At 63.9% G+C, this 16,208-nt stretch carries 23 protein-coding genes; 13 read left to right on the plus strand and 10 right to left on the minus strand.

Going from position 1 to position 16,208, the window contains the following annotated elements; all coding sequences use genetic code 11:
- Nucleotides 1-857: 857 nt before the first annotated feature.
- The 7 genes from V5F48_RS22550 (at nt 858) to V5F48_RS22580 (ending at nt 7,278) form a co-directional block, all read left to right on the plus strand.
- Complete coding sequence (locus tag V5F48_RS22550; RefSeq protein WP_394260395.1) at nt 858-1,706, plus strand: electron transfer flavoprotein subunit beta/FixA family protein; 849 nt, start codon at nt 858-860, stop codon at nt 1,704-1,706.
- 34 nt (nt 1,707-1,740) lie between these two features.
- Nucleotides 1,741-2,853 (plus strand): electron transfer flavoprotein subunit alpha/FixB family protein, encoded by a 1,113-nt coding sequence (locus V5F48_RS22555; protein ID WP_394110946.1) that lies wholly within the window; start codon nt 1,741-1,743, stop codon nt 2,851-2,853.
- Between the two features lie 12 nt (nt 2,854-2,865).
- A complete protein-coding gene (locus tag V5F48_RS22560) occupies nt 2,866-4,173 on the plus strand; it encodes an FAD-dependent oxidoreductase (RefSeq protein ID WP_394110945.1) in 1,308 nt (435 codons plus the stop codon).
- 96 nt (nt 4,174-4,269) lie between these two features.
- On the plus strand, nt 4,270-4,569 hold the full coding sequence (locus V5F48_RS22565) for a ferredoxin family protein (RefSeq protein WP_011995817.1): 300 nt from the start codon (nt 4,270-4,272) through the stop codon (nt 4,567-4,569).
- Nucleotides 4,570-4,807: 238 nt separating this feature from the next.
- A complete protein-coding gene (locus tag V5F48_RS22570; protein WP_394260396.1) occupies nt 4,808-5,575 on the plus strand; it encodes a 4Fe4S-binding leucine-rich repeat protein in 768 nt (255 codons plus the stop codon).
- Between the two features lie 264 nt (nt 5,576-5,839).
- Nucleotides 5,840-6,598: a dienelactone hydrolase family protein gene (locus V5F48_RS22575; RefSeq protein WP_394260397.1), complete on the plus strand. Its 759-nt coding sequence runs from the start codon at nt 5,840-5,842 to the stop codon at nt 6,596-6,598.
- A gap of 350 nt (nt 6,599-6,948) precedes the next feature.
- Nucleotides 6,949-7,278, plus strand: coding sequence for a hypothetical protein (locus V5F48_RS22580; RefSeq protein ID WP_394260398.1), 330 nt, complete (start codon nt 6,949-6,951; stop codon nt 7,276-7,278).
- Nucleotides 7,279-7,810: 532 nt separating this feature from the next.
- Here the strand turns inward: V5F48_RS22580 and V5F48_RS22585 are convergent.
- A complete protein-coding gene (locus V5F48_RS22585; protein WP_394260399.1) occupies nt 7,811-8,296 on the minus strand; it encodes a hypothetical protein in 486 nt (161 codons plus the stop codon).
- Nucleotides 8,297-8,553: 257 nt separating this feature from the next.
- Between V5F48_RS22585 and V5F48_RS22590 the strand changes: the two genes are divergently transcribed.
- Both V5F48_RS22590 and V5F48_RS22595 read left to right on the plus strand, forming a co-directional pair.
- Entirely contained in the window at nt 8,554-8,799 is a 246-nt protein-coding gene (locus tag V5F48_RS22590; protein ID WP_149576295.1) for a hypothetical protein, read from the plus strand.
- Between the two features lie 114 nt (nt 8,800-8,913).
- Nucleotides 8,914-9,153, plus strand: a complete 240-nt coding sequence (locus V5F48_RS22595) for a hypothetical protein (RefSeq protein ID WP_394110940.1) — start codon at nt 8,914-8,916, stop codon at nt 9,151-9,153.
- Nucleotides 9,154-9,193: 40 nt separating this feature from the next.
- Here the strand turns inward: V5F48_RS22595 and V5F48_RS22600 are convergent, their stop codons facing one another.
- The 4 genes from V5F48_RS22600 to V5F48_RS22615 form a co-directional block, all read right to left on the minus strand.
- Nucleotides 9,194-9,628 carry a group II truncated hemoglobin gene (locus V5F48_RS22600; protein WP_394260400.1) on the minus strand — a complete coding sequence of 145 codons (435 nt, stop codon included), beginning with the start codon at nt 9,626-9,628 and terminating at the stop codon, nt 9,194-9,196.
- A 61-nt stretch (nt 9,629-9,689) separates the two neighbouring features.
- On the minus strand, nt 9,690-9,857 hold the full coding sequence (locus V5F48_RS22605; RefSeq protein ID WP_394110938.1) for a hypothetical protein: 168 nt from the start codon (nt 9,855-9,857) through the stop codon (nt 9,690-9,692).
- A gap of 58 nt (nt 9,858-9,915) precedes the next feature.
- A complete protein-coding gene (locus V5F48_RS22610; protein ID WP_394260401.1) occupies nt 9,916-10,239 on the minus strand; it encodes a DUF6156 family protein in 324 nt (107 codons plus the stop codon).
- Between the two features lie 46 nt (nt 10,240-10,285).
- Nucleotides 10,286-10,735, minus strand: a complete 450-nt coding sequence (locus tag V5F48_RS22615; RefSeq protein ID WP_394260402.1) for a Rieske (2Fe-2S) protein — start codon at nt 10,733-10,735, stop codon at nt 10,286-10,288.
- Nucleotides 10,736-10,940: 205 nt separating this feature from the next.
- Between V5F48_RS22615 and V5F48_RS22620 the strand changes: the two genes are divergently transcribed.
- Complete coding sequence (locus V5F48_RS22620) at nt 10,941-11,585, plus strand: glutathione S-transferase family protein (protein ID WP_394260415.1); 645 nt, start codon at nt 10,941-10,943, stop codon at nt 11,583-11,585.
- A gap of 74 nt (nt 11,586-11,659) precedes the next feature.
- Nucleotides 11,660-11,944, plus strand: coding sequence for an aldehyde dehydrogenase (locus V5F48_RS22625; RefSeq protein WP_394110935.1), 285 nt, complete (start codon nt 11,660-11,662; stop codon nt 11,942-11,944).
- Between the two features lie 185 nt (nt 11,945-12,129).
- Here the strand turns inward: V5F48_RS22625 and V5F48_RS22630 are convergent, their stop codons facing one another.
- From V5F48_RS22630 to V5F48_RS22640, 3 genes are all read right to left on the minus strand, one after another.
- Nucleotides 12,130-12,525 carry an iron-sulfur cluster assembly protein gene (locus V5F48_RS22630; protein WP_282640212.1) on the minus strand — a complete coding sequence of 132 codons (396 nt, stop codon included), beginning with the start codon at nt 12,523-12,525 and terminating at the stop codon, nt 12,130-12,132.
- Nucleotides 12,526-12,627: 102 nt separating this feature from the next.
- Nucleotides 12,628-13,107 (minus strand): tetratricopeptide repeat protein, encoded by a 480-nt coding sequence (locus V5F48_RS22635; protein ID WP_394110933.1) that lies wholly within the window; start codon nt 13,105-13,107, stop codon nt 12,628-12,630.
- 42 nt (nt 13,108-13,149) lie between these two features.
- Nucleotides 13,150-14,013 (minus strand): xanthine dehydrogenase, encoded by an 864-nt coding sequence (locus V5F48_RS22640; RefSeq protein ID WP_394260403.1) that lies wholly within the window; start codon nt 14,011-14,013, stop codon nt 13,150-13,152.
- A 382-nt stretch (nt 14,014-14,395) separates the two neighbouring features.
- Between V5F48_RS22640 and V5F48_RS22645 the strand changes: the two genes are divergently transcribed.
- Both V5F48_RS22645 and grxD read left to right on the plus strand, forming a co-directional pair.
- Nucleotides 14,396-14,629, plus strand: coding sequence for a BolA family protein (locus tag V5F48_RS22645; protein WP_138400518.1), 234 nt, complete (start codon nt 14,396-14,398; stop codon nt 14,627-14,629).
- A 72-nt stretch (nt 14,630-14,701) separates the two neighbouring features.
- Complete coding sequence (gene grxD / locus V5F48_RS22650) at nt 14,702-15,034, plus strand: Grx4 family monothiol glutaredoxin (protein WP_394260404.1); 333 nt, start codon at nt 14,702-14,704, stop codon at nt 15,032-15,034.
- Nucleotides 15,035-15,419: 385 nt separating this feature from the next.
- Here the strand turns inward: grxD and V5F48_RS22655 are convergent, their stop codons facing one another.
- Complete coding sequence (locus V5F48_RS22655; protein ID WP_394260405.1) at nt 15,420-15,644, minus strand: hypothetical protein; 225 nt, start codon at nt 15,642-15,644, stop codon at nt 15,420-15,422.
- A 225-nt stretch (nt 15,645-15,869) separates the two neighbouring features.
- Complete coding sequence (locus V5F48_RS22660; protein WP_394110929.1) at nt 15,870-16,184, minus strand: ferredoxin; 315 nt, start codon at nt 16,182-16,184, stop codon at nt 15,870-15,872.
- Between the last annotated feature and the right edge of the window lie 24 nt (nt 16,185-16,208).

Below are 16,208 nucleotides of genomic sequence, written 5' to 3' on the forward strand. Positions count from 1 at the left end.
GCCGAGCTCACCGCCTGAGGTTGAACGACTTCGACGGGCCGGCCGCGCGCCGGCCCGTCGCCCCGGACGCCGAGCCGCGTGACAAGCAAAACTGGCTTGCCGCGAATATTTCAGAGGGCTGCGGCGTGACCTTTTCAATACGCTGTTTCATATAGCTTAGGCTTAAGTCTTCTCAGACGTCCCGGTCCCTCGCCTTCGGGCGAGGGACCTTTTGCTGAGGAAGGACCCGCCCTCGCCTTCGGGCGAGGGACCTTTTGCTGAGGAAGGACCCGCCCTCGCCTTCGGGCGAGGGACCTTTTGCTGAAGAAGGACCCGCCCTCGCCTTCGGGCGAGGGACCTTTTGCTGAAGAAGGACCCGCCCTCGCCTTCGGGCGAGGGACCTCTTGCTGAAGAAGAACCAGTCGCCCCTCAGCCGGACGTGCCCGCGGTCGCTTTCAGGGCCTCCGTCTTCAGGGCCTCCGTCCCCTGCGCGCCCCGATCCACCCCCCTTTGGGCGTGTCGCGATACCAACCCGACATGGCCTGAACATCCCGCACCCCGCGCTGGCTGTGTCGCGTCAGCCTCCGGACAGATCTCCCGAAACCTCACCTCCCGCCGTCGCAATTGCGACGCGCCATCGCGAAGCGCTCGCAAAATGACGGCGCTGCAACAGACCGGGGCCACGTCCCAGGCGCAGCTGTCGCCTTCCTGACAAGATTTCGCATCAGGCCATGGGAATGATGGTGCAATCGTGTCGCCGTTTCGCGACAATACTGCTCAAGTCATTGCCAATGCGAACGATTCACAGATGACGTCAGCTTGGTACGCGGTTTGCTAGTCACACTCCGAAGCCGTGGTGAAGGGCTCGGAGCGAATTCATGCACATCGTCGTCTGCATCAAACAGGTCCCGGACTCAGCTCAGATCCGTGTCCACCCCGTCACGAACACGATCATGCGGCAGGGCGTGCCGACGATCATCAACCCCTACGACCTGTTCGCGCTGGAAGAGGCCATGCGGCTGCGCGACAAGTTCGGCGGCGAAGTCACCGTGCTCACCATGGGCCCGCCCTCGGCCGAAGATTCGCTGCGCAAGGCGCTGACCTACGGCGCCGACCGCGCCGTGCTCCTGACCGACCGCTTCTTCGCCGGCTCCGACACCCTGGCCACCAGCTTCGCCCTCGCCACCGCCATCACCAAGATCGGCGAGACCTATGGCGTGCCGGACCTGGTCTTCACCGGCAAGCAGACCATCGACGGCGACACCGCGCAGGTGGGTCCCGGCATCGCCAAGCGCCTCGGCCTGATCCAGGTGACCTATGTGGCCAAGGTGGCCGACTTCGACCCCGCGGCGCGCACCATCACCCTGGAGCGTCGCGCCGAGGGCGGCACCCAGGTGCTCAAGAGCAAGCTGCCCTGCCTCGTCGCCATGCTGGAGGCCACCAACGAGATCCGCCGCGGCTCCATGGAGAACGCGCTGCGCGCTGCCCGCGCCGCAGTCGTGAAGTGGAACGCCAAGGAAGCCGGCGTGGAGGACATGAGCAAGTGCGGCCTGAAGGGCTCGCCCACCATCGTGAAGCGCGTGTTCGCGCCGAGCGCGCGCGCCGAGAAGGCGAAGTTCATCGACGCCCCCGAGGGCGGGAACCTCGCCGAGGCCCTGATCGCGGAAGTGTTTGCCCGCCAGCCCAATCTCGAAGCCGACCTGACCGCGCTGGCGCGCGGCTTCTGACGGCCGTCGACCCAGGAACAGAGAGCCGACCATCATGAGCGAGCCGAAGACACCCCCCGCCCCTGCCGCCGCCGGTGGACGCGCGTCCACCAAGAAGGAACTGCCGGAACACTTCAAGGCGTACAAGCACGTCTGGGTGTACATCGAGCAGGAACGCGGCCAGGTCCATCCCGTCTCCTGGGAACTCATGGGAGAAGGCCGCAAGCTCGCCGACAAGCTGGGCGTGGAACTGGGCGCCGTGGTCCTCGGCGCCGAGGGTGAGACGGTGCGCGGGGCGGTGGCGGAAGCCTTCTGCTACGGCGCGGACATCGCTTATGTCGTTGCCGACCCGGTGCTCACCGACTACCGCAACGAGGCCTACACGTCCGCGATGACGGACCTCGTGAACACCTACAAGCCGGAAATCCTGCTGCTCGGGGCCACCACCCTCGGGCGCGACCTCGCCGGCGCCGTGGCGACCACGCTACTCACTGGTCTCACCGCTGATTCCACCGAGCTGGACGTGGACACGGATGGCTCGCTGGCGGCGACCCGCCCCACCTTCGGCGGCTCCCTGCTCTGCACCATCTACACGCTCAACTATCGTCCGCAGATGGCCACCGTGCGCCCCCGCGTGATGTCCATGCCCATCCGCGTGGAAAAGCCGGTGGGCCGCGTCATCGAGCACAAGCTCGGCGTGGTGGAAGACGACATCATCACAAAGATTCTCAGCTTCCTGCCGGACCGCGATTCCAACAAGGCGAACCTCGCCTATGCGGACGTGGTGGTGGCCGGCGGCATGGGCCTCGGCTCGCCGGAGAACTTCCAGCTGGTGCGTCAGCTGGCCCAGGCCATGGGTGCCGAATTCGGCTGCTCGCGCCCGCTGGTGCAGAAGGGCTGGGTGTCCTCCGATCGGCAGATCGGCCAGACCGGTAAGACCATCCGCCCCCGGCTCTACATTGCCGCCGGCATTTCGGGCGCGATCCAGCATCGCGTGGGCGTGGAGGGCGCCGATCTCATCGTCGCCATCAACACCGACAAGAACGCCCCCATCTTCGACTTCGCCCATGTGGGCATCGTGACCGACGCCGTGCGCTTCCTGCCCCTGCTGACGGAAGCCTTCTCCAAGCGCCTGTCTGCCCACTCCCGCGACAAGCTCGCCAGCTGAAGGATAGCTCCGATGATCGACGAAAAATTCGATGCCATCGTCGTTGGCGCCGGCATGGCCGGCAATGCGGCGGCCTACACCATGGCCAAGCGCGGCCTCAAGGTGCTCCAGCTGGAGCGCGGTGAGTATTCCGGCTCCAAGAACGTTCAGGGCGCCATTCTCTACGCCGACATGATGGAAAAGATCATTCCCGACTTCCGGGAAGACGCCCCGCTGGAGCGCCATCTGATCGAGCAGCGCTTCTGGATGATGACGGACAATTCGCATACCGGCCTGCAGTACCGGTCTGACGAGTTCAACGAGGAAAGCCCGAACCGCTACACCATCATCCGGGCGCAGTTCGACAAGTGGTTCTCCAGCAAGGTGCGCGAAGCCGGCGCCCTCGTGGTCTGCGAAACCACGGTGACAGAGCTGGTCCAGGACGCCTACGGCAAGGTGATCGGCGTGAAGACCGATCGCGGCGGCGGCCAGATCCATGCGGACGTGGTGGTGCTGGCGGAAGGCGTCACCGGCCTGCTCGGCACCCGGGCTGGCCTGCGCAAGATCCCCAAGCCCACCGAGGTCGCCCTCGCGGTCAAGGAAATGCACTTCCTGCCGCAGGAGGTGATCGAGCAGCGCTTCAACCTCAAGGGCAACGAAGGCGTCGTCATCGAGGCGGTCGGAACCATCTCCAAGGGGATGACCGGCATGGGCTTCATCTATTCGAACCGGGAGTGCATCTCGGTCGGGCTCGGGTGCCTGGTTTCGGACTTCCAGGCCAGCGGCGTCTCGCCCTATCAGCTGCTTGAGAAGTTCAAGAGCCACCCGTCCGTCGCCCCGCTGCTGGAAGGCTCCGAGGTGAAGGAATATGCCGCCCATCTCATTCCCGAGGGCGGCTACAATGCAATCCCGCAGCTCTACGGAGATGGCTGGGTGGTGGTGGGCGACGCGGCCCAGCTCAACAATGCCATTCATCGCGAAGGCTCGAACCTCGCCATGACCTCGGGGCGCATCGCGGCCGAGGCGGTCTTCCAGGTCAAGTCCCGCAAGGACCCCATGACCGCCCAAAATCTGTCGCTCTACAAGAAGATGCTGGACGACAGCTTCATCATGAAGGATCTTAAGAAGTACAAGGATATGCCGAAGCTTCTGCATATCCAGTCGCAGAACTTCTTCCTCACCTATCCCCAGTTGGTCAACAAGGCCATGGAGAACTATCTGCGTGTCGATGGCACGCCGAAGAAGGAGAAGCAGAAGCTGACGATGAAGTCCTTCGTCTCCGCGCGGTCGTGGGCGGGCCTGTTCGGCGACGCCTTCCGCCTCGCGCGCGCCTGGCGCTGACGTCCTTTTCGGTCAGCCTTCTTAAGCTCGAACCCTGATTTGCTCGAACCCAGGCGGCGGATGTGATCCGCTGCCGCCAACCTTCGGGAGTTTCCCATGGCCACTACCGAAACCGCCGTTCGCGTCGAAGACAAGCTCTTCCAGAACCGTTACCTCGTGGATGCCGGCCGCGCCCACATCAAGGTGCGCCCGCATACCACCCCCTCCCCGGCCCTCAAAGCCCTGCTCACCACCTGCCCTGCCAAGTGCTACGAGATGAACGACAAGGGCCAGGTGGAAATCACCGCTGACGGCTGCGTCGAATGCGGCACCTGCCGCATCATCGGCGAGCCCTCCGGTGACATCGAGTGGAACTATCCGCGCGGCGGCTACGGCGTGCTCTTCAAGTTCGGCTGACACCCCGGGGCATCTTCCCACCGACTTTTTTCAAGGAAGATGTTTCCCCTATTTTTCATCGGATTTGTGCGCGCGAGCGGACAGCTATTGCGGTCAAGTGTTGAAACGCCTCCGGAGCGCCGACGATGAGCGCTCCGGAGGCGGTATTTTGATATGCCGTCCGGGCGCAGCGCCCTTATGTGCCGCCCACTGGAACAGTTCGATCTTCCCTCCTAGATTAGGTGCGGGAGGACGACAGATGTCCGCACATAAGGCTGAAGAGCCAGATACCACCATCGAAGCCCTCGACTGGCAGGGGCGCCCATTGCGTTGCCAGGATTGTCCGCATGAGGACATTCACGCCGAAGGCCGCTGCGACCTGGGCAAGGTCTGCGTGGCGGATCGCCGGCGCAAGCGCATTGACCGTTTCTTCTCCCAGAATGCTGCGCTGGCCGCCCGCTATCTCGACCATCCCTATTTCGAAGTGCGGGCGCTAGCCGCCAAGCATGCCAGCGTATTCCTGCTCGCATCGCTGAAGGATGATCCCGAGCCGGATGTGCGCGTGGTCGTCGCCACCCGGCTGCCGGCTGCACGGGTGAAAGAGATGCGTTTCGACCCGGAGCCCCGGGTGCGCATGGCCGTTGCCGAGCGCCTGGACGGCAGCGACCTCGTCGCACTGCTGGCGGATAGCGACTATCAGGTGCGCATCGTCGCGGCCCGCCGCGCCCCGCCGGACGCGCTGGTGTATCTCATGCACGATCCCGAGACCGATGTCCGCAGGGTGGTGGCGCGACGGTTACCGCAGGCCCAGCTTGCCCGCATGACGGCCGATGACGATCCCCTGGTGCGCCTGGTGGTGGCCGAGCATCTTGATCCCGACCGCCTGCCGCCCCTCGTCGGCGATCCGGACATGCGGGTCCGCTTCGTCGTTGCGGAGCGGATCGATCCTCGTTTTCTTGCGCCGCTGGCCGAAGACATCGTGCCGCCCGTGGCCGAGGTGGCGCGCCAGCGCCTTGGGGCGTCCTGACACAGAGCTCCCAACACACGTTTTGGCAAGAAAGGTCGGCGGACGGGTCCGCCGACCTTTTTCTTTGGGAAGATTGCGACCGACAATCATTTTCAAGTGAATACACCTGAAAACGGCGGCCGGTCCGCATATCCGTAATATTCCTGACTAGACAAGCGTCACGACACTTCTCTTGGCATCCAAACTGCATGGTTAAGCCGTTGATGAATGGCAGAGCGAGCGCCACTGCCCCGATCGAGAAGACGCTCGAGAACCGAGGATGCCATGATCGAAGTCACAGCGAATGAAGTGAAATTCTCCGCCTATCGGGCGGATCCCGAAGGCACTCCGAAGGGTGCCGTGGTGGTCCTGCAGGACGTGTTCGGGGTGAATGCCGACATCCGCAAGATTGCGGACGGCTTTGCTGCCGCCGGCTATGTCGCGGTCGCGCCATCCTTGTTCGACAAGGTGAAGTCCAACATCGAGCTTGACGCCTCGGCCGACGCCGAGGGCCGCTCCCTCACCGCCGAACTGGGCACCGACTGGCCGATCGAGGCCATCCAGGCCACCGTGGACACCGTGAAGGGCGCCGGCAAGGTCGCCCTCGTGGGCTATTCCTGGGGCGGCTACCTCGCCTATCTCGCGGCCAACAAGGTCAAGGGCCTCGCCTGCGCCATCGGCTATCACGCCGACGGCCTGCTGGAGGGGGTGATGGAGAAGCGTCGCATCCCGACCCTCATTCACTTTGCCGAGCAGGATCCGCTGATGCCCGAGGAAGACCGGGTCCAGTTCCGTGCCCGCCGGCCGGATGTATCCGCCTTCTCCTATCCCGATGCGTCCCGCGGCTTTGGTTATGAGGCCGGGCCTGCTTACAATGCGGAAGCGGCGGAAAAGGCCCAGGAGCGCACCCTGTTCTGGATCTCCCAATATGTGGTGGGCCAGGGTCCGGTGCTGCTGAAGAATGCGGGCGCCTACGCCCAGGCCAAGACGGAAAAGAAGCCCAAGAAGAAGGCTGACGACGACATGGGTCCGCCCACCGACTGACGCCGTCCGGTCGAGAGCATGTTCCACCCGCTCCGGGGTCAAGGAACATGCTCAGGCTTGCCCGGTCGTCACGCTTGCCAGATGGCCACGCTTGCTCGGCCTGAGATTGCGTTCGCGCGTCCCGCATGGTGGTTTGATCCACCAGCGGGATGTCCCGTCCCGATGCCCTGGAGCGGCCTTGCCGCCCGCCCCCTTGGGGATGGCTGCGGCCGTAGAGGCAGGGTCTCGCGAAGACTTGCGCGATCTCCGCTTTGCTGTCGATTCGGGATGGAAATATTTGCCGACTTGGTCCAAGCTCAAGGACGTTTCATCGGATACCGCCGACGCGGAAGTCCATCAAGGACGCCACCATGAGCGTGATCGAACATGATTTCGGCGCCGGCAAGCGGCGCAAGGAAAAGCGCTTCCGGGAACTGCTGAGCCTGGACGCCCTGCATGAACAAAATGTCCGGGCCAATCCGCTGCCGTATCTGGAGCGGGCGAGCGAGCGCATCTTCCAGCTGGAGCGCATATTGTTCGAGGCCGCCCTCGCCGGCCGGCCACCGGCTGAGGGCGATGCCGCCGGCGAGACCGTCACCATCAGTTCCGCCGAGTATCAGCGCCTGGTCGCCTGCCGCGCCGTGGTGGAGACCGCCTTCGCGGAAATCCAGGCCCGGCCCGAGAGTGACGACAGCGTCTAGAGACGCGTGTCATTCGATCAGATGTGATGCAATCTCACCGACGTGCCCGAGAGGGTTTTCCGCTTGCTCTGGCACACGGCAAATCACACGAGATGCCCGAAAACACGCAAGAGGCGCGCGGAGACGCGCTTTTCTGCTTGTCCGCTGGCCCGCCCGCTCGAATGCCAAGATAGACCAAGCCAAGATCTGCCGAGCAAAGATAGACCAAGCGCCGCCCGGACCGCACTAGAGCATTTCCCCGTTTCACTGAATCGGGGAAATGCTCTAGGTTATTGAGTTTACGCGTTTTCATTACGCGAACCGGTATCCACTTCGCTCGAAAACGCTCTAGGTTCGTCGACCATGGTGCAGCAACCGAGGCACGCCAACCAGGATACGCCAAGCGATCTGCTCAGACAGGCGATGAGCTTGACCCATCGCCTGTCTGGTAAGCGCCTGTCCTGGCAAGCGCCCGCGGCGCAGGGCACACCCGTCACGGCCCGGTCAATGACCGGGCCGTTGGCATGACGCCTTCACCGATGGACCGATCCCGTCAATTGTGGACCGAAGCCGGCGGTGTCCACTGATAGAGATCGCCCCAGCCGCTCTCTGCCTTCACCTCATGGGTGAAGCCCAGTTCGCCGAGGGCGGCCGCAAAACCGAGCTGCTCCCCGGTCTTCACGCTGGCGAGAAGCGGCACCTTCTTGTCCTGCAGATCGCCGAGAAGGGCCGGAAACACCTTGTCCTCGCGCACCGCCGGGGCCACGGCCGCATAGGCCACATGAATGGCCTCGCTGTTGCGGAAGCCCCATTCGAAATCGTCGCGGCGCGCCAGAAGGGCACCGACGATGCCCTTTTCATTGTCCACCAGCACCGGCGACAGGCCGGAGGTGCAGCAGGCCATCAGCTCGGACAGAAGGCTCTCCTGCTGCATCTCGTCCTCAACCTTGAAGGGGATGTCGGACGACACCTGGCGCAGCAGCCCCCAGATGCCCTGCACGTCGCTCAGCGACGCCATGCGTCGGGTCAATTCGGCCATAACATCTCTCCAGCGAAAACAAAAAATAACTTGCAGATTTTAGATGATCCGGCAGAATTTACAATATTGGTGATGGCTTCTGCTGAAAAAATCGAAAATGTCGCGAAGCATACCTGCTTGCGGCCTTGCTGTCGGATGCGCGACACGCTCGCCTCTCGGGCACGCGATTCCACGTTTCCACATCTGGCAAGAACCTTGCTCACCCCTCCGGAGCGGGGCTTGGAAGATGTGCTCCGCCTTATCTGCTGGAGCAAGGCATGTCAGAGAGTGAAGGCTTTTTCATCGACTGGGACGGCAACGCCCGCAGCGTCTCCGATCCCGGCGGCGGATATGTGTGCGACACCGACATGGTGGCCAAATACGTAGCGGTGAACACCAAGACCGGAGCACTGGTGCACGAAGGCACCTACTACAAGACCATCGAAGCCATCGCAAAGGCCGGCATCAAGGCGTCCTTCGTGCCAGGCTCCCATCCCTGGGGCTCGAAGAAGGACGGATTCTGAGCAGGCGGGCGGGCGCCCGCGCCCGCCCCTTGCCGCCACATATCGCGCACGCCGAAAGGCGGCGCACCGGTGAAGACGCACCCCGCGCACCCGACGCGAAAAGGAGACTCGGCGATGGTCCCGACGACGATTCTCATCGATGAGGCCCCCCGCTGCGTCGTTCGCCCGAACGACACCAAGGACCTCAACCGCTTCCTGCGCAATGCAAAATCTTACCTTCTGGCCGACCAGCCCGAAGGCAAGATTACGCACCGCAGCGCATCGGACGAGGAATTGGCGAAGTGGCGCAGCGCCCTCGCCCTGCATCAGGCCTGGGGCGGATCGGACGAGGATTTCTTCGGCGTCCCGCTTTAGGGCCGCGCCACCCAAAACTCAGGGCCGCGCCGCCCAAAACTCAGGGCCGCGCCGCGTGGCCCGTGGTATCGTGGGGATTGCCGGCGGTGTTGCGCATCCAGTCGGCAAGCTTCGCCATGGCGCCGTAGACCTCGTCGCGCGCCGCCGCGTCCGCCACGGTCTCATCCAGCGCCTCGCGCATGCACAACAGCCAAGCATCGCGCTCGCTGTTGCCGATGGTAAAGCCCATGTGGCGCTGGCGCAGGCGCGGATGGCCCTTCTCCACCGAATAGAGCTTGGGTCCGCCGGTCCATTCGGTCAGGTAGCGCTTCAGCACATGCTTGGTCTGGGCGAGATCGTCCGCATGCATGGCGCGGATGCCCTCGGCCTCCGCCAGCGTATCCATACGGTGGTAGAAGGCCTCGACCAGCCGGTCGATGACCACAGCGCCGCCCAGGCGCTCGAACATGGGTACCGCCTCGACCGTGTCGGACATGGGTCAACCTCACGCAAAGGGGTCACAACAAAAGCTGTCGACCGTATGGGCGGTAACCCGCCTATTCGTCCATGTTGGGCAGAAGAATCACTTCCGCCGGCGCACCCGCGCCCTGGGCCTCGACGAAATCGAACGCCGAGACGAGGGAGAGCCCGCCGTCGCTTTCCATCAGCACCACCGCGTCCGGCGGCAGCTTGCCGAGCGCCTCGATGAGTTGCGCCACCGTCATGCCCGTCCCTCGCCCGTCCCGCCGAAAAATCCCGGCCCTGATCCCGCCACGGCTGCGCTCAGCCCGGCCCCAGCGGCGCGCCCGCCTCGTCGAAGGCAAGCACCACCGTCTCTTCATCCATGGTCACCTCGGCCCGGCACAGCGCGCCGTTGCCGTGATACTCATAGCGGTGCGCCAGCTCGACCTCGCCATAGACCATCTTGTCGAAGCCGGTCAGCAGTCCGTCCGCCGCGAAATACGCGCGGATGAAGGTGTTGCGATGGGTCAACTGCGCCTCCGGAATGGCCTCCACCAGCCGGAAGGGCAATTTCACGCCCGTATAGGTCGTGTAGAAGCGGCATTCGCCCGCCCCCACGGCCGTAGTCTCCAGATCACCCGTCATCCCGTCTCCACCCCGGACATCTTCTTGCAACGCGATCCCGGCCCCGTCAGTCGGGCGAGATCATGATCTCCATGGTGTCGTCGAAATCGTCATACGGGAAGGGGCGCTGCTCTTCTTCCACCAGCCGCACCCCGCACAGGCACACGTCGCGGCCGACAACCGCAAGGGCGATCGGCTCCAGGTGCTTTCCCTCGCAGGCGCCTTCCACGCAGGCGCCACTCTCGATGTCGAACAGGGAGCCATGGCGGCCGCAGCGCAGGCGCGTGCGATCCGCGTTGAAGAACTCTCCGCCGCCGATATTCAGCCAGGTGCCCTGGTGGGGGCAGGCATTCACATAGCCCGCAAATTCCCGGACCGCGGTGCGGATCACCACGATGCGGAAGGGACGCGCCTCGCCATCATCCATGACCCGGGACAGGTCGAACGCCTTGGCCGTGCCGGGAGAAATCTGTTCAATCTCGCAGATGGCATAAATATCGATTTCGTCGGCAGACATGCCCATCCCGCTCCCGTCCTGCCTGAAACGCGCCGGCCTGACCATGCCGGCCCCTGTCGCAAATGAAACAGACTGTCGGACTTCCAGCCGCTGCAGCGGCCGGGCTCCGAACTGCCCCGATATTTGCATGAAGCATGCCGACTGCCGCCTTCCCCGCCGGGGGGCGCACGAGGATGCGCGCGAGGGATGACGCCTGATGGCCGCGATGAAGTTCTACATGACGCCCGGCTCCTGCTCCACCGGCATCCACATCATCCTGGAAGAGCTGGAAGAAGTCTTCGAGGCCCACGTCGTGAACCTGCCGGCCGGCGACCATTTCAAGCCCGAGTACGTGGCGGTGAATCCCAAGTCCACCATCCCGGCGCTGGTGCGGCCGGACGGCACCGCGCTGACCGAGGTGGTTTCCATCGCCTACTGGCTCGCGCACAGCCGCGGCCGGCTGTGGCCGGCCGACGCCGATGCGGCAGCGCGGGCCCTGGAGGCCATGGTCTATGTGGTAGGGACTGTACATGGCCAGGGCTTCGCGCGCATCTTCTCCACCCCGACCTTCGCCGCCAGCCCCACCGACCGGCCCAAGGTGGAGACCCTGGGCCGCGACATCGTCAGCCAGGGCTTCTCCATCCTCGACCAGGCGCTCACCGGCCGCGACTATGTGGCCGGCGAATTTTCCGCCGCCGATCCCATCCTGTTCTATGTAGAATTCTGGGCGGACAAGACCGGGATGGATTTGCCCCCCAACCTCGCCGCCCACTACCAGCGCATGCTGGATCGGCCGGTGGTGCAGCGGGTGCTGCGTGAGGAAGGCTACAATCTGGCCCTGCTCGGCGTGACGCAAAGCCTTCCCAACTGACATCGCGTGCCAACTGACATCATTTGCCAACCGACCCGATTTGCCAAACGTTCAAGCCCACAAGGAGAGTGCCCATGGCCGACATGTTCGTGGTGACCGAAGAAAACCGGGACGACATGTCCCGCAAGGCAGGCATCTTCCTCTATTCAGAAACCAGGCTCTGGCTGGAGGATGCCTGCGTGCACCGCACCGACGGTCCGGCCGTCATCTCCCCCGACGGGGTGGAGCGCTGGTACGTCCGCGGCACCGAGGTGACGCGCGGCGTCAAAGCCTTGTTTTCCGAGAACAAATGGCCGCTCACCAAGGGCCTCGACACCGACGAGAAGCGCGCCCGCTTCGCCGCGCAATTCCTCGGCTGAGAATTTCAGGGCTAGAGCGTCTTCCGTTCGCTCCGGCTCACGGCAACCGCTCTAGAGTATTGTTTTGACGCGTTTTCTTTATGCGAACCGGTATCCACTTCGCTCGAAAACGCTCTAAGCGCCATCTGAAACGGGAATGGCCGGCGCATGGCCGGCCATTCCTAAAGTCACACGCATCGATGGGATCAGATCAGTCCGAGCTCCAACTGGACCTCGTCGCTCATCCGCGACTTGTCCCATGGCGGATCGAACACCAGCTTCATCTTGACGTCCGAAACCCCCGGAACCACGACCACCGCCTCCTGCACCCAGCCGAGCATCTGCCCGGCGACCGGGCAACCCGGCGCGGTGAGAGTCATGTCGATTTCGACCAGGCCCTCGTCCTTGACCTCAATACGGTAGATCAGGCCAAGATCGTAGATGTTCACCGGAATTTCAGGGTCGGTCACCGTGCGCAAGCCGGCGATGATGGCTTCCATCAACGCCGCTTCATCTTCCGCAAACTCATCAATGCTCCGCACCTCACCATGGAGGATCATCGTGGTCGGAGCGGCAATGCCGTGATCACTTGGCTGAGTCATTTGCCGATTGCCTCCTGCCCCCTCGTCATACATTCCAGTAGCAAGTGCAATGCCAACGGCACGCCTGATACCACGGTGCGACCGGCTTTCCCACGCCGGGCCTCAGTCGAGCCCTTCCGCCAGGGCGGCCACCACCGGCCAGCCCACCGCGCCGGTGGGATCGAGGACCTTCAGGGCCTCAAGCTTTTCGGCGGCCTCATCGGGCCGGCTCTGGCGCAGATGGATGAAGGCCAGTGCCTTGAGCGTGTAAAGGGCAAATCGCCCCGGCCCGTCGGGCAAAACGTCGTGCGGCTGCCACCTGCGCCAGTCCAGGTCCCACCCCGCCTGGCTCGCCGCCTCCTTCAGGCCGCCCTCGGCCGCGGATTCCGCCTCATCCAGATTCCCCTGGTAGGTGTGGATCTTGTAGAGGCAGAAATAGACCGGCAATTCGGCGGGCGCGGTGGCGAGCGCCTGGCGGAACAATTCGTCCGCCCGCTGGCGATCGCCGCGATAGGCGATGACGCCCTGCTGGAGCAGCGCGTTCACCGCATCCGACACCTCGCCGAAATTGATGACATCCGTATTGGGCAGCAGGTCGATCATGACTTCGGCCCTTCGTTGGGGCTGGCGAAAGGCTTCAACCGATCATTTCACCAGATAGGGATGGGACGGCGCGTCGGCGGTCCGGGCCGTGCGGAAGGTCAGCGCCCGGCTCACCGCCTGGGCGATGACCAGGGCCCGGGCATCGAGCCCGGTCCAGTCGGCACCGCGACCGCGGGGGTCGATTTCCAGAAGCTTCACGCCCGAAGGCACTTCCGTGCCGTCCCGCACCACACCGCGCACGACACCGTCGAACGGCGCGCAGATGGACTCGCCGCCGAGATAGCCGATGTGGAAATCCTTGAAGGCGCGGGCACCGATCTCAATGGCGGTGTGCCAGCGGCCCGGCACCTTCGAATGCACGAAACGGTCGGCTGCCGCACTCCCGAGGGGGCGGGCGATCCCGTCCGGCGCGTCGGTGGGGCCGTGCTGGATGATCTGGCCTTCCTTGCCGGGACGCGTCTCGATGGCGAGGTCGCAATTGGCTCCGCCGCTGAACCCGGGCCCGAGCCCGATGGTGAGCTTGGCGAGGCGCCGCAGGTCCGGGGTCACCTGATACTTGTTCATGCGGGCATCGACCAGCAGATCGATGGTGCCCAGCACGATCAGGTCCAGCAGGCCGAGGCTGGTGACCAGCACCGCATTGCGCGCGAGGCCGGCGCGAACATGAACCCCGGTGTCCGCGCGCTCCGCCTTCACCCCGTCCACGCTCACGTCATCCTCGAACAGCGCGTCGTGGAACGCCATCTTGCGGCGAATGACCGGCGGCATGGGATCATGGGAGAGGACGACGCTGTAGCCGCCCCGATGCAGTTCGACCGCAACGGCCGAGGCAATCTCGTTAGTCCCCAGAATCGTTGCGAAAGCGCGGCGCGCGCGCGTTCGGCCCTGCTGTTGCAATTCGCTCATGACGGCTCTCGTTTCCTCGGGGCGACACTTTGTAAGCAAGAGCCGGGCCGCTTGGAACGCCTGCAAGTTGAAGCGCCGGATTGGCCCCGGAGCCGCTCCCGAGGCCTGACCGGACGCCCCCACAGCGTCCCGCATGGACCCCGCCTGAACCACACGGCCGAAGGGCTGTCACGTTTCCGACAGGATACGCCCACGGTACACGCCAAAGGCGCAGCCTTGGCGAACTGATGCCAATTGCCGGGTCGATCTCCCCCTCTGCAACACGGTGAAGGCGCTATCCGATCCCCTTGCCGAACCGGTTGATCAGCGCGTGCTCTGAGCGGGCATCAAGGCACTTGGTTTCGACCTTGCATGGCAACGCGCGAAACCAGGAGACAATGTAATGGCTATGGCCGCAGAGGAAATCGAGCGCCTCGTGAAGGAGGCGCTTCCCGACTCGCAGGTGGTGATCGTCGACCTCGCCGGCGACGGTGACCACTATGCCGCCCGGATCACTTCGGAAGCATTCCGGGGCAAGAGCCGGGTGCAGCAGCACCAGATGGTCTACGCCGCGCTCCAGGGCCACATGGGCGGCACGCTCCATGCCCTGAAGCTGGAAACGCTCTCCCCGAAATAGGATGCCCGGTTCAACCGCATCGAGGCGGTCTTGTTCCTTGCTTCAGTTTTTCTTCACACCGGAGTTCTTGCCATGGCCAGTTCAGCTGAACGTATCCAGGAAATTATTTCCGCCAGCGACGTGGTTCTCTTCATGAAGGGCGTGCCCGCGGCGCCGCAGTGCGGCTTTTCCTCCGCCGTCGTGCAGGTGCTGGCCCAGGTCGGCGTGCCTTACCACGCCGTTGACGTGCTGCAGGACCCCTTCGTGCGTGAGGGGATCAAGGCCTTCTCCAACTGGCCGACCATTCCGCAGCTCTACATCAAGGGCGAATTCGTCGGCGGCTGCGATATCGTGCGCGAGATGTTCCAGGCGGGCGAGCTGACCGCGCTCCTCGCCGAGAAGGGCGTGGCCGCACCCGTGGCCTGATCGGACCTTGCCCGGCACCCACACGGGCGAGATCGTCATAAAAACGGCCCGCCGGCAATCCTGCCGGCGGGCCGTTTTCGTGAGTGAGCCGTTTTCTGGGTTCAGCCGTTTTCTGGGTTCAGCCGTTTTCTTGGACGAGTCGTTTTCTTGGGTAAAAATCCGCCTGGCTTGCCGCCGTCGGAAGTGCAGATCTGAAGCGCCGGATGATCGTAGACGCGAAAAAGCTCCGGCGAGCCGAAAGGCTTCGCCGGAGCTTTCGCTGCAAGGCAACCTGTCGCAAAGCAGATACCAACCGCGCGCCTGAAAAACACCTGCGAGGCGGGCGACTACGTAGTCGCCCGGATTGCGCCGTGCGCCACGGACGGCTTCAATACAATCCAGTTGATCACGCGGCCTTGGTGGTCGCTTCGGTCTTGAGCGCATCCACCACCGAGCGCGTGAGACGGAAGACACCGCGGCCGCCGGCCAGGGCCTGATAGCTGTCCGCTGCCTGATAGGAGAGGAAGTTGAACCAATCCTGCGGGTCGAGACCCACAGGGCGTTCGCTGATCTCCACAATCGTGCCGTTGGGAGCGAACCGCGCGTGAATGATAACCGTTTCGGCGTCCATCGTGCTTCTCCACTTTGACCTCGTCGCGAACCGGCAGATCCCCATCCCCTCTTCGCGACGACACTAAAAATTAGAAACGCCTACCGGCGGCACGGCATGCCGCAGCCCGTCCGGCATCTGAACATCCGTCCTGTCGTGCCAGCGGCAGGGCGGATTTTCTTTTGCCTGCCGTGATAACGGCAGAAAAGGAGCGCCCCGAATCGTGGCGGGGCGCCCCGAATCCCATCAGAGGCCAGAGAACTCGCCGAGGAGTTCCACCGTCACATTCTCGGTGCCGAGAACGGTGATGTACTTGGCCAGGCGCGACTTCGAGCCCACGCCCACGATTGCGTCAAGCAACTCGTTCTCCTCACGCGAAGTCTTCGAGAGACCCTTGCGGCCCTCCTGCACGAAGACGTGGGACGCGCTGCCGTCCTTGTCCGACGCCTGCCGCACGGCAAGACCCGGCTCAACGGTGATGAGCGCTTCGAGGAGGTTCGTCCCTTCCGCAACCTCAATGGTCTTTCCGGCGGGCATAACCTTCAACGTAACCGTGGACATCATAAGCTCCTGTCGTTTCAACTT

It is taken from the genome of Xanthobacter autotrophicus ATCC 700552, assembly GCF_043194565.1.
Classification (GTDB): Bacteria; Pseudomonadota; Alphaproteobacteria; order Rhizobiales; family Xanthobacteraceae; genus Xanthobacter; species Xanthobacter autotrophicus_F.

Excerpts from the sequence above, each read along its gene's own strand:
- V5F48_RS22575 (WP_394260397.1), top strand. The coding sequence starts at position 5,840 with ATGATCGAAGTCACAGCGAATGAAGTGAAATTCTCCGCCTATCGGGCG.
- V5F48_RS22615 (WP_394260402.1), bottom strand. The coding sequence starts at position 10,735 with ATGTCTGCCGACGAAATCGATATTTATGCCATCTGCGAGATTGAACAG.
- V5F48_RS22560 (WP_394110945.1), top strand. The coding sequence starts at position 2,866 with ATGATCGACGAAAAATTCGATGCCATCGTCGTTGGCGCCGGCATGGCC.
- V5F48_RS22655 (WP_394260405.1), bottom strand. The coding sequence starts at position 15,644 with ATGGACGCCGAAACGGTTATCATTCACGCGCGGTTCGCTCCCAACGGC.
- V5F48_RS22590 (WP_149576295.1), top strand. The coding sequence starts at position 8,554 with ATGTCAGAGAGTGAAGGCTTTTTCATCGACTGGGACGGCAACGCCCGC.
- V5F48_RS22625 (WP_394110935.1), top strand. The coding sequence starts at position 11,660 with ATGGCCGACATGTTCGTGGTGACCGAAGAAAACCGGGACGACATGTCC.
- V5F48_RS22580 (WP_394260398.1), top strand. The coding sequence starts at position 6,949 with ATGAGCGTGATCGAACATGATTTCGGCGCCGGCAAGCGGCGCAAGGAA.
- V5F48_RS22585 (WP_394260399.1), bottom strand. The coding sequence starts at position 8,296 with ATGGCCGAATTGACCCGACGCATGGCGTCGCTGAGCGACGTGCAGGGC.
- V5F48_RS22630 (WP_282640212.1), bottom strand. The coding sequence starts at position 12,525 with ATGACTCAGCCAAGTGATCACGGCATTGCCGCTCCGACCACGATGATC.
- V5F48_RS22620 (WP_394260415.1), top strand. The coding sequence starts at position 10,941 with ATGAAGTTCTACATGACGCCCGGCTCCTGCTCCACCGGCATCCACATC.
- V5F48_RS22640 (WP_394260403.1), bottom strand. The coding sequence starts at position 14,013 with ATGAGCGAATTGCAACAGCAGGGCCGAACGCGCGCGCGCCGCGCTTTC.
- V5F48_RS22605 (WP_394110938.1), bottom strand. The coding sequence starts at position 9,857 with ATGACGGTGGCGCAACTCATCGAGGCGCTCGGCAAGCTGCCGCCGGAC.
- V5F48_RS22595 (WP_394110940.1), top strand. The coding sequence starts at position 8,914 with ATGGTCCCGACGACGATTCTCATCGATGAGGCCCCCCGCTGCGTCGTT.
- grxD (WP_394260404.1), top strand. The coding sequence starts at position 14,702 with ATGGCCAGTTCAGCTGAACGTATCCAGGAAATTATTTCCGCCAGCGAC.
- V5F48_RS22555 (WP_394110946.1), top strand. The coding sequence starts at position 1,741 with ATGAGCGAGCCGAAGACACCCCCCGCCCCTGCCGCCGCCGGTGGACGC.
- V5F48_RS22570 (WP_394260396.1), top strand. The coding sequence starts at position 4,808 with ATGTCCGCACATAAGGCTGAAGAGCCAGATACCACCATCGAAGCCCTC.
- V5F48_RS22610 (WP_394260401.1), bottom strand. The coding sequence starts at position 10,239 with ATGACGGGTGATCTGGAGACTACGGCCGTGGGGGCGGGCGAATGCCGC.
- V5F48_RS22600 (WP_394260400.1), bottom strand. The coding sequence starts at position 9,628 with ATGTCCGACACGGTCGAGGCGGTACCCATGTTCGAGCGCCTGGGCGGC.
- V5F48_RS22635 (WP_394110933.1), bottom strand. The coding sequence starts at position 13,107 with ATGATCGACCTGCTGCCCAATACGGATGTCATCAATTTCGGCGAGGTG.
- V5F48_RS22660 (WP_394110929.1), bottom strand. The coding sequence starts at position 16,184 with ATGTCCACGGTTACGTTGAAGGTTATGCCCGCCGGAAAGACCATTGAG.
- V5F48_RS22565 (WP_011995817.1), top strand. The coding sequence starts at position 4,270 with ATGGCCACTACCGAAACCGCCGTTCGCGTCGAAGACAAGCTCTTCCAG.
- V5F48_RS22645 (WP_138400518.1), top strand. The coding sequence starts at position 14,396 with ATGGCTATGGCCGCAGAGGAAATCGAGCGCCTCGTGAAGGAGGCGCTT.
- V5F48_RS22550 (WP_394260395.1), top strand. The coding sequence starts at position 858 with ATGCACATCGTCGTCTGCATCAAACAGGTCCCGGACTCAGCTCAGATC.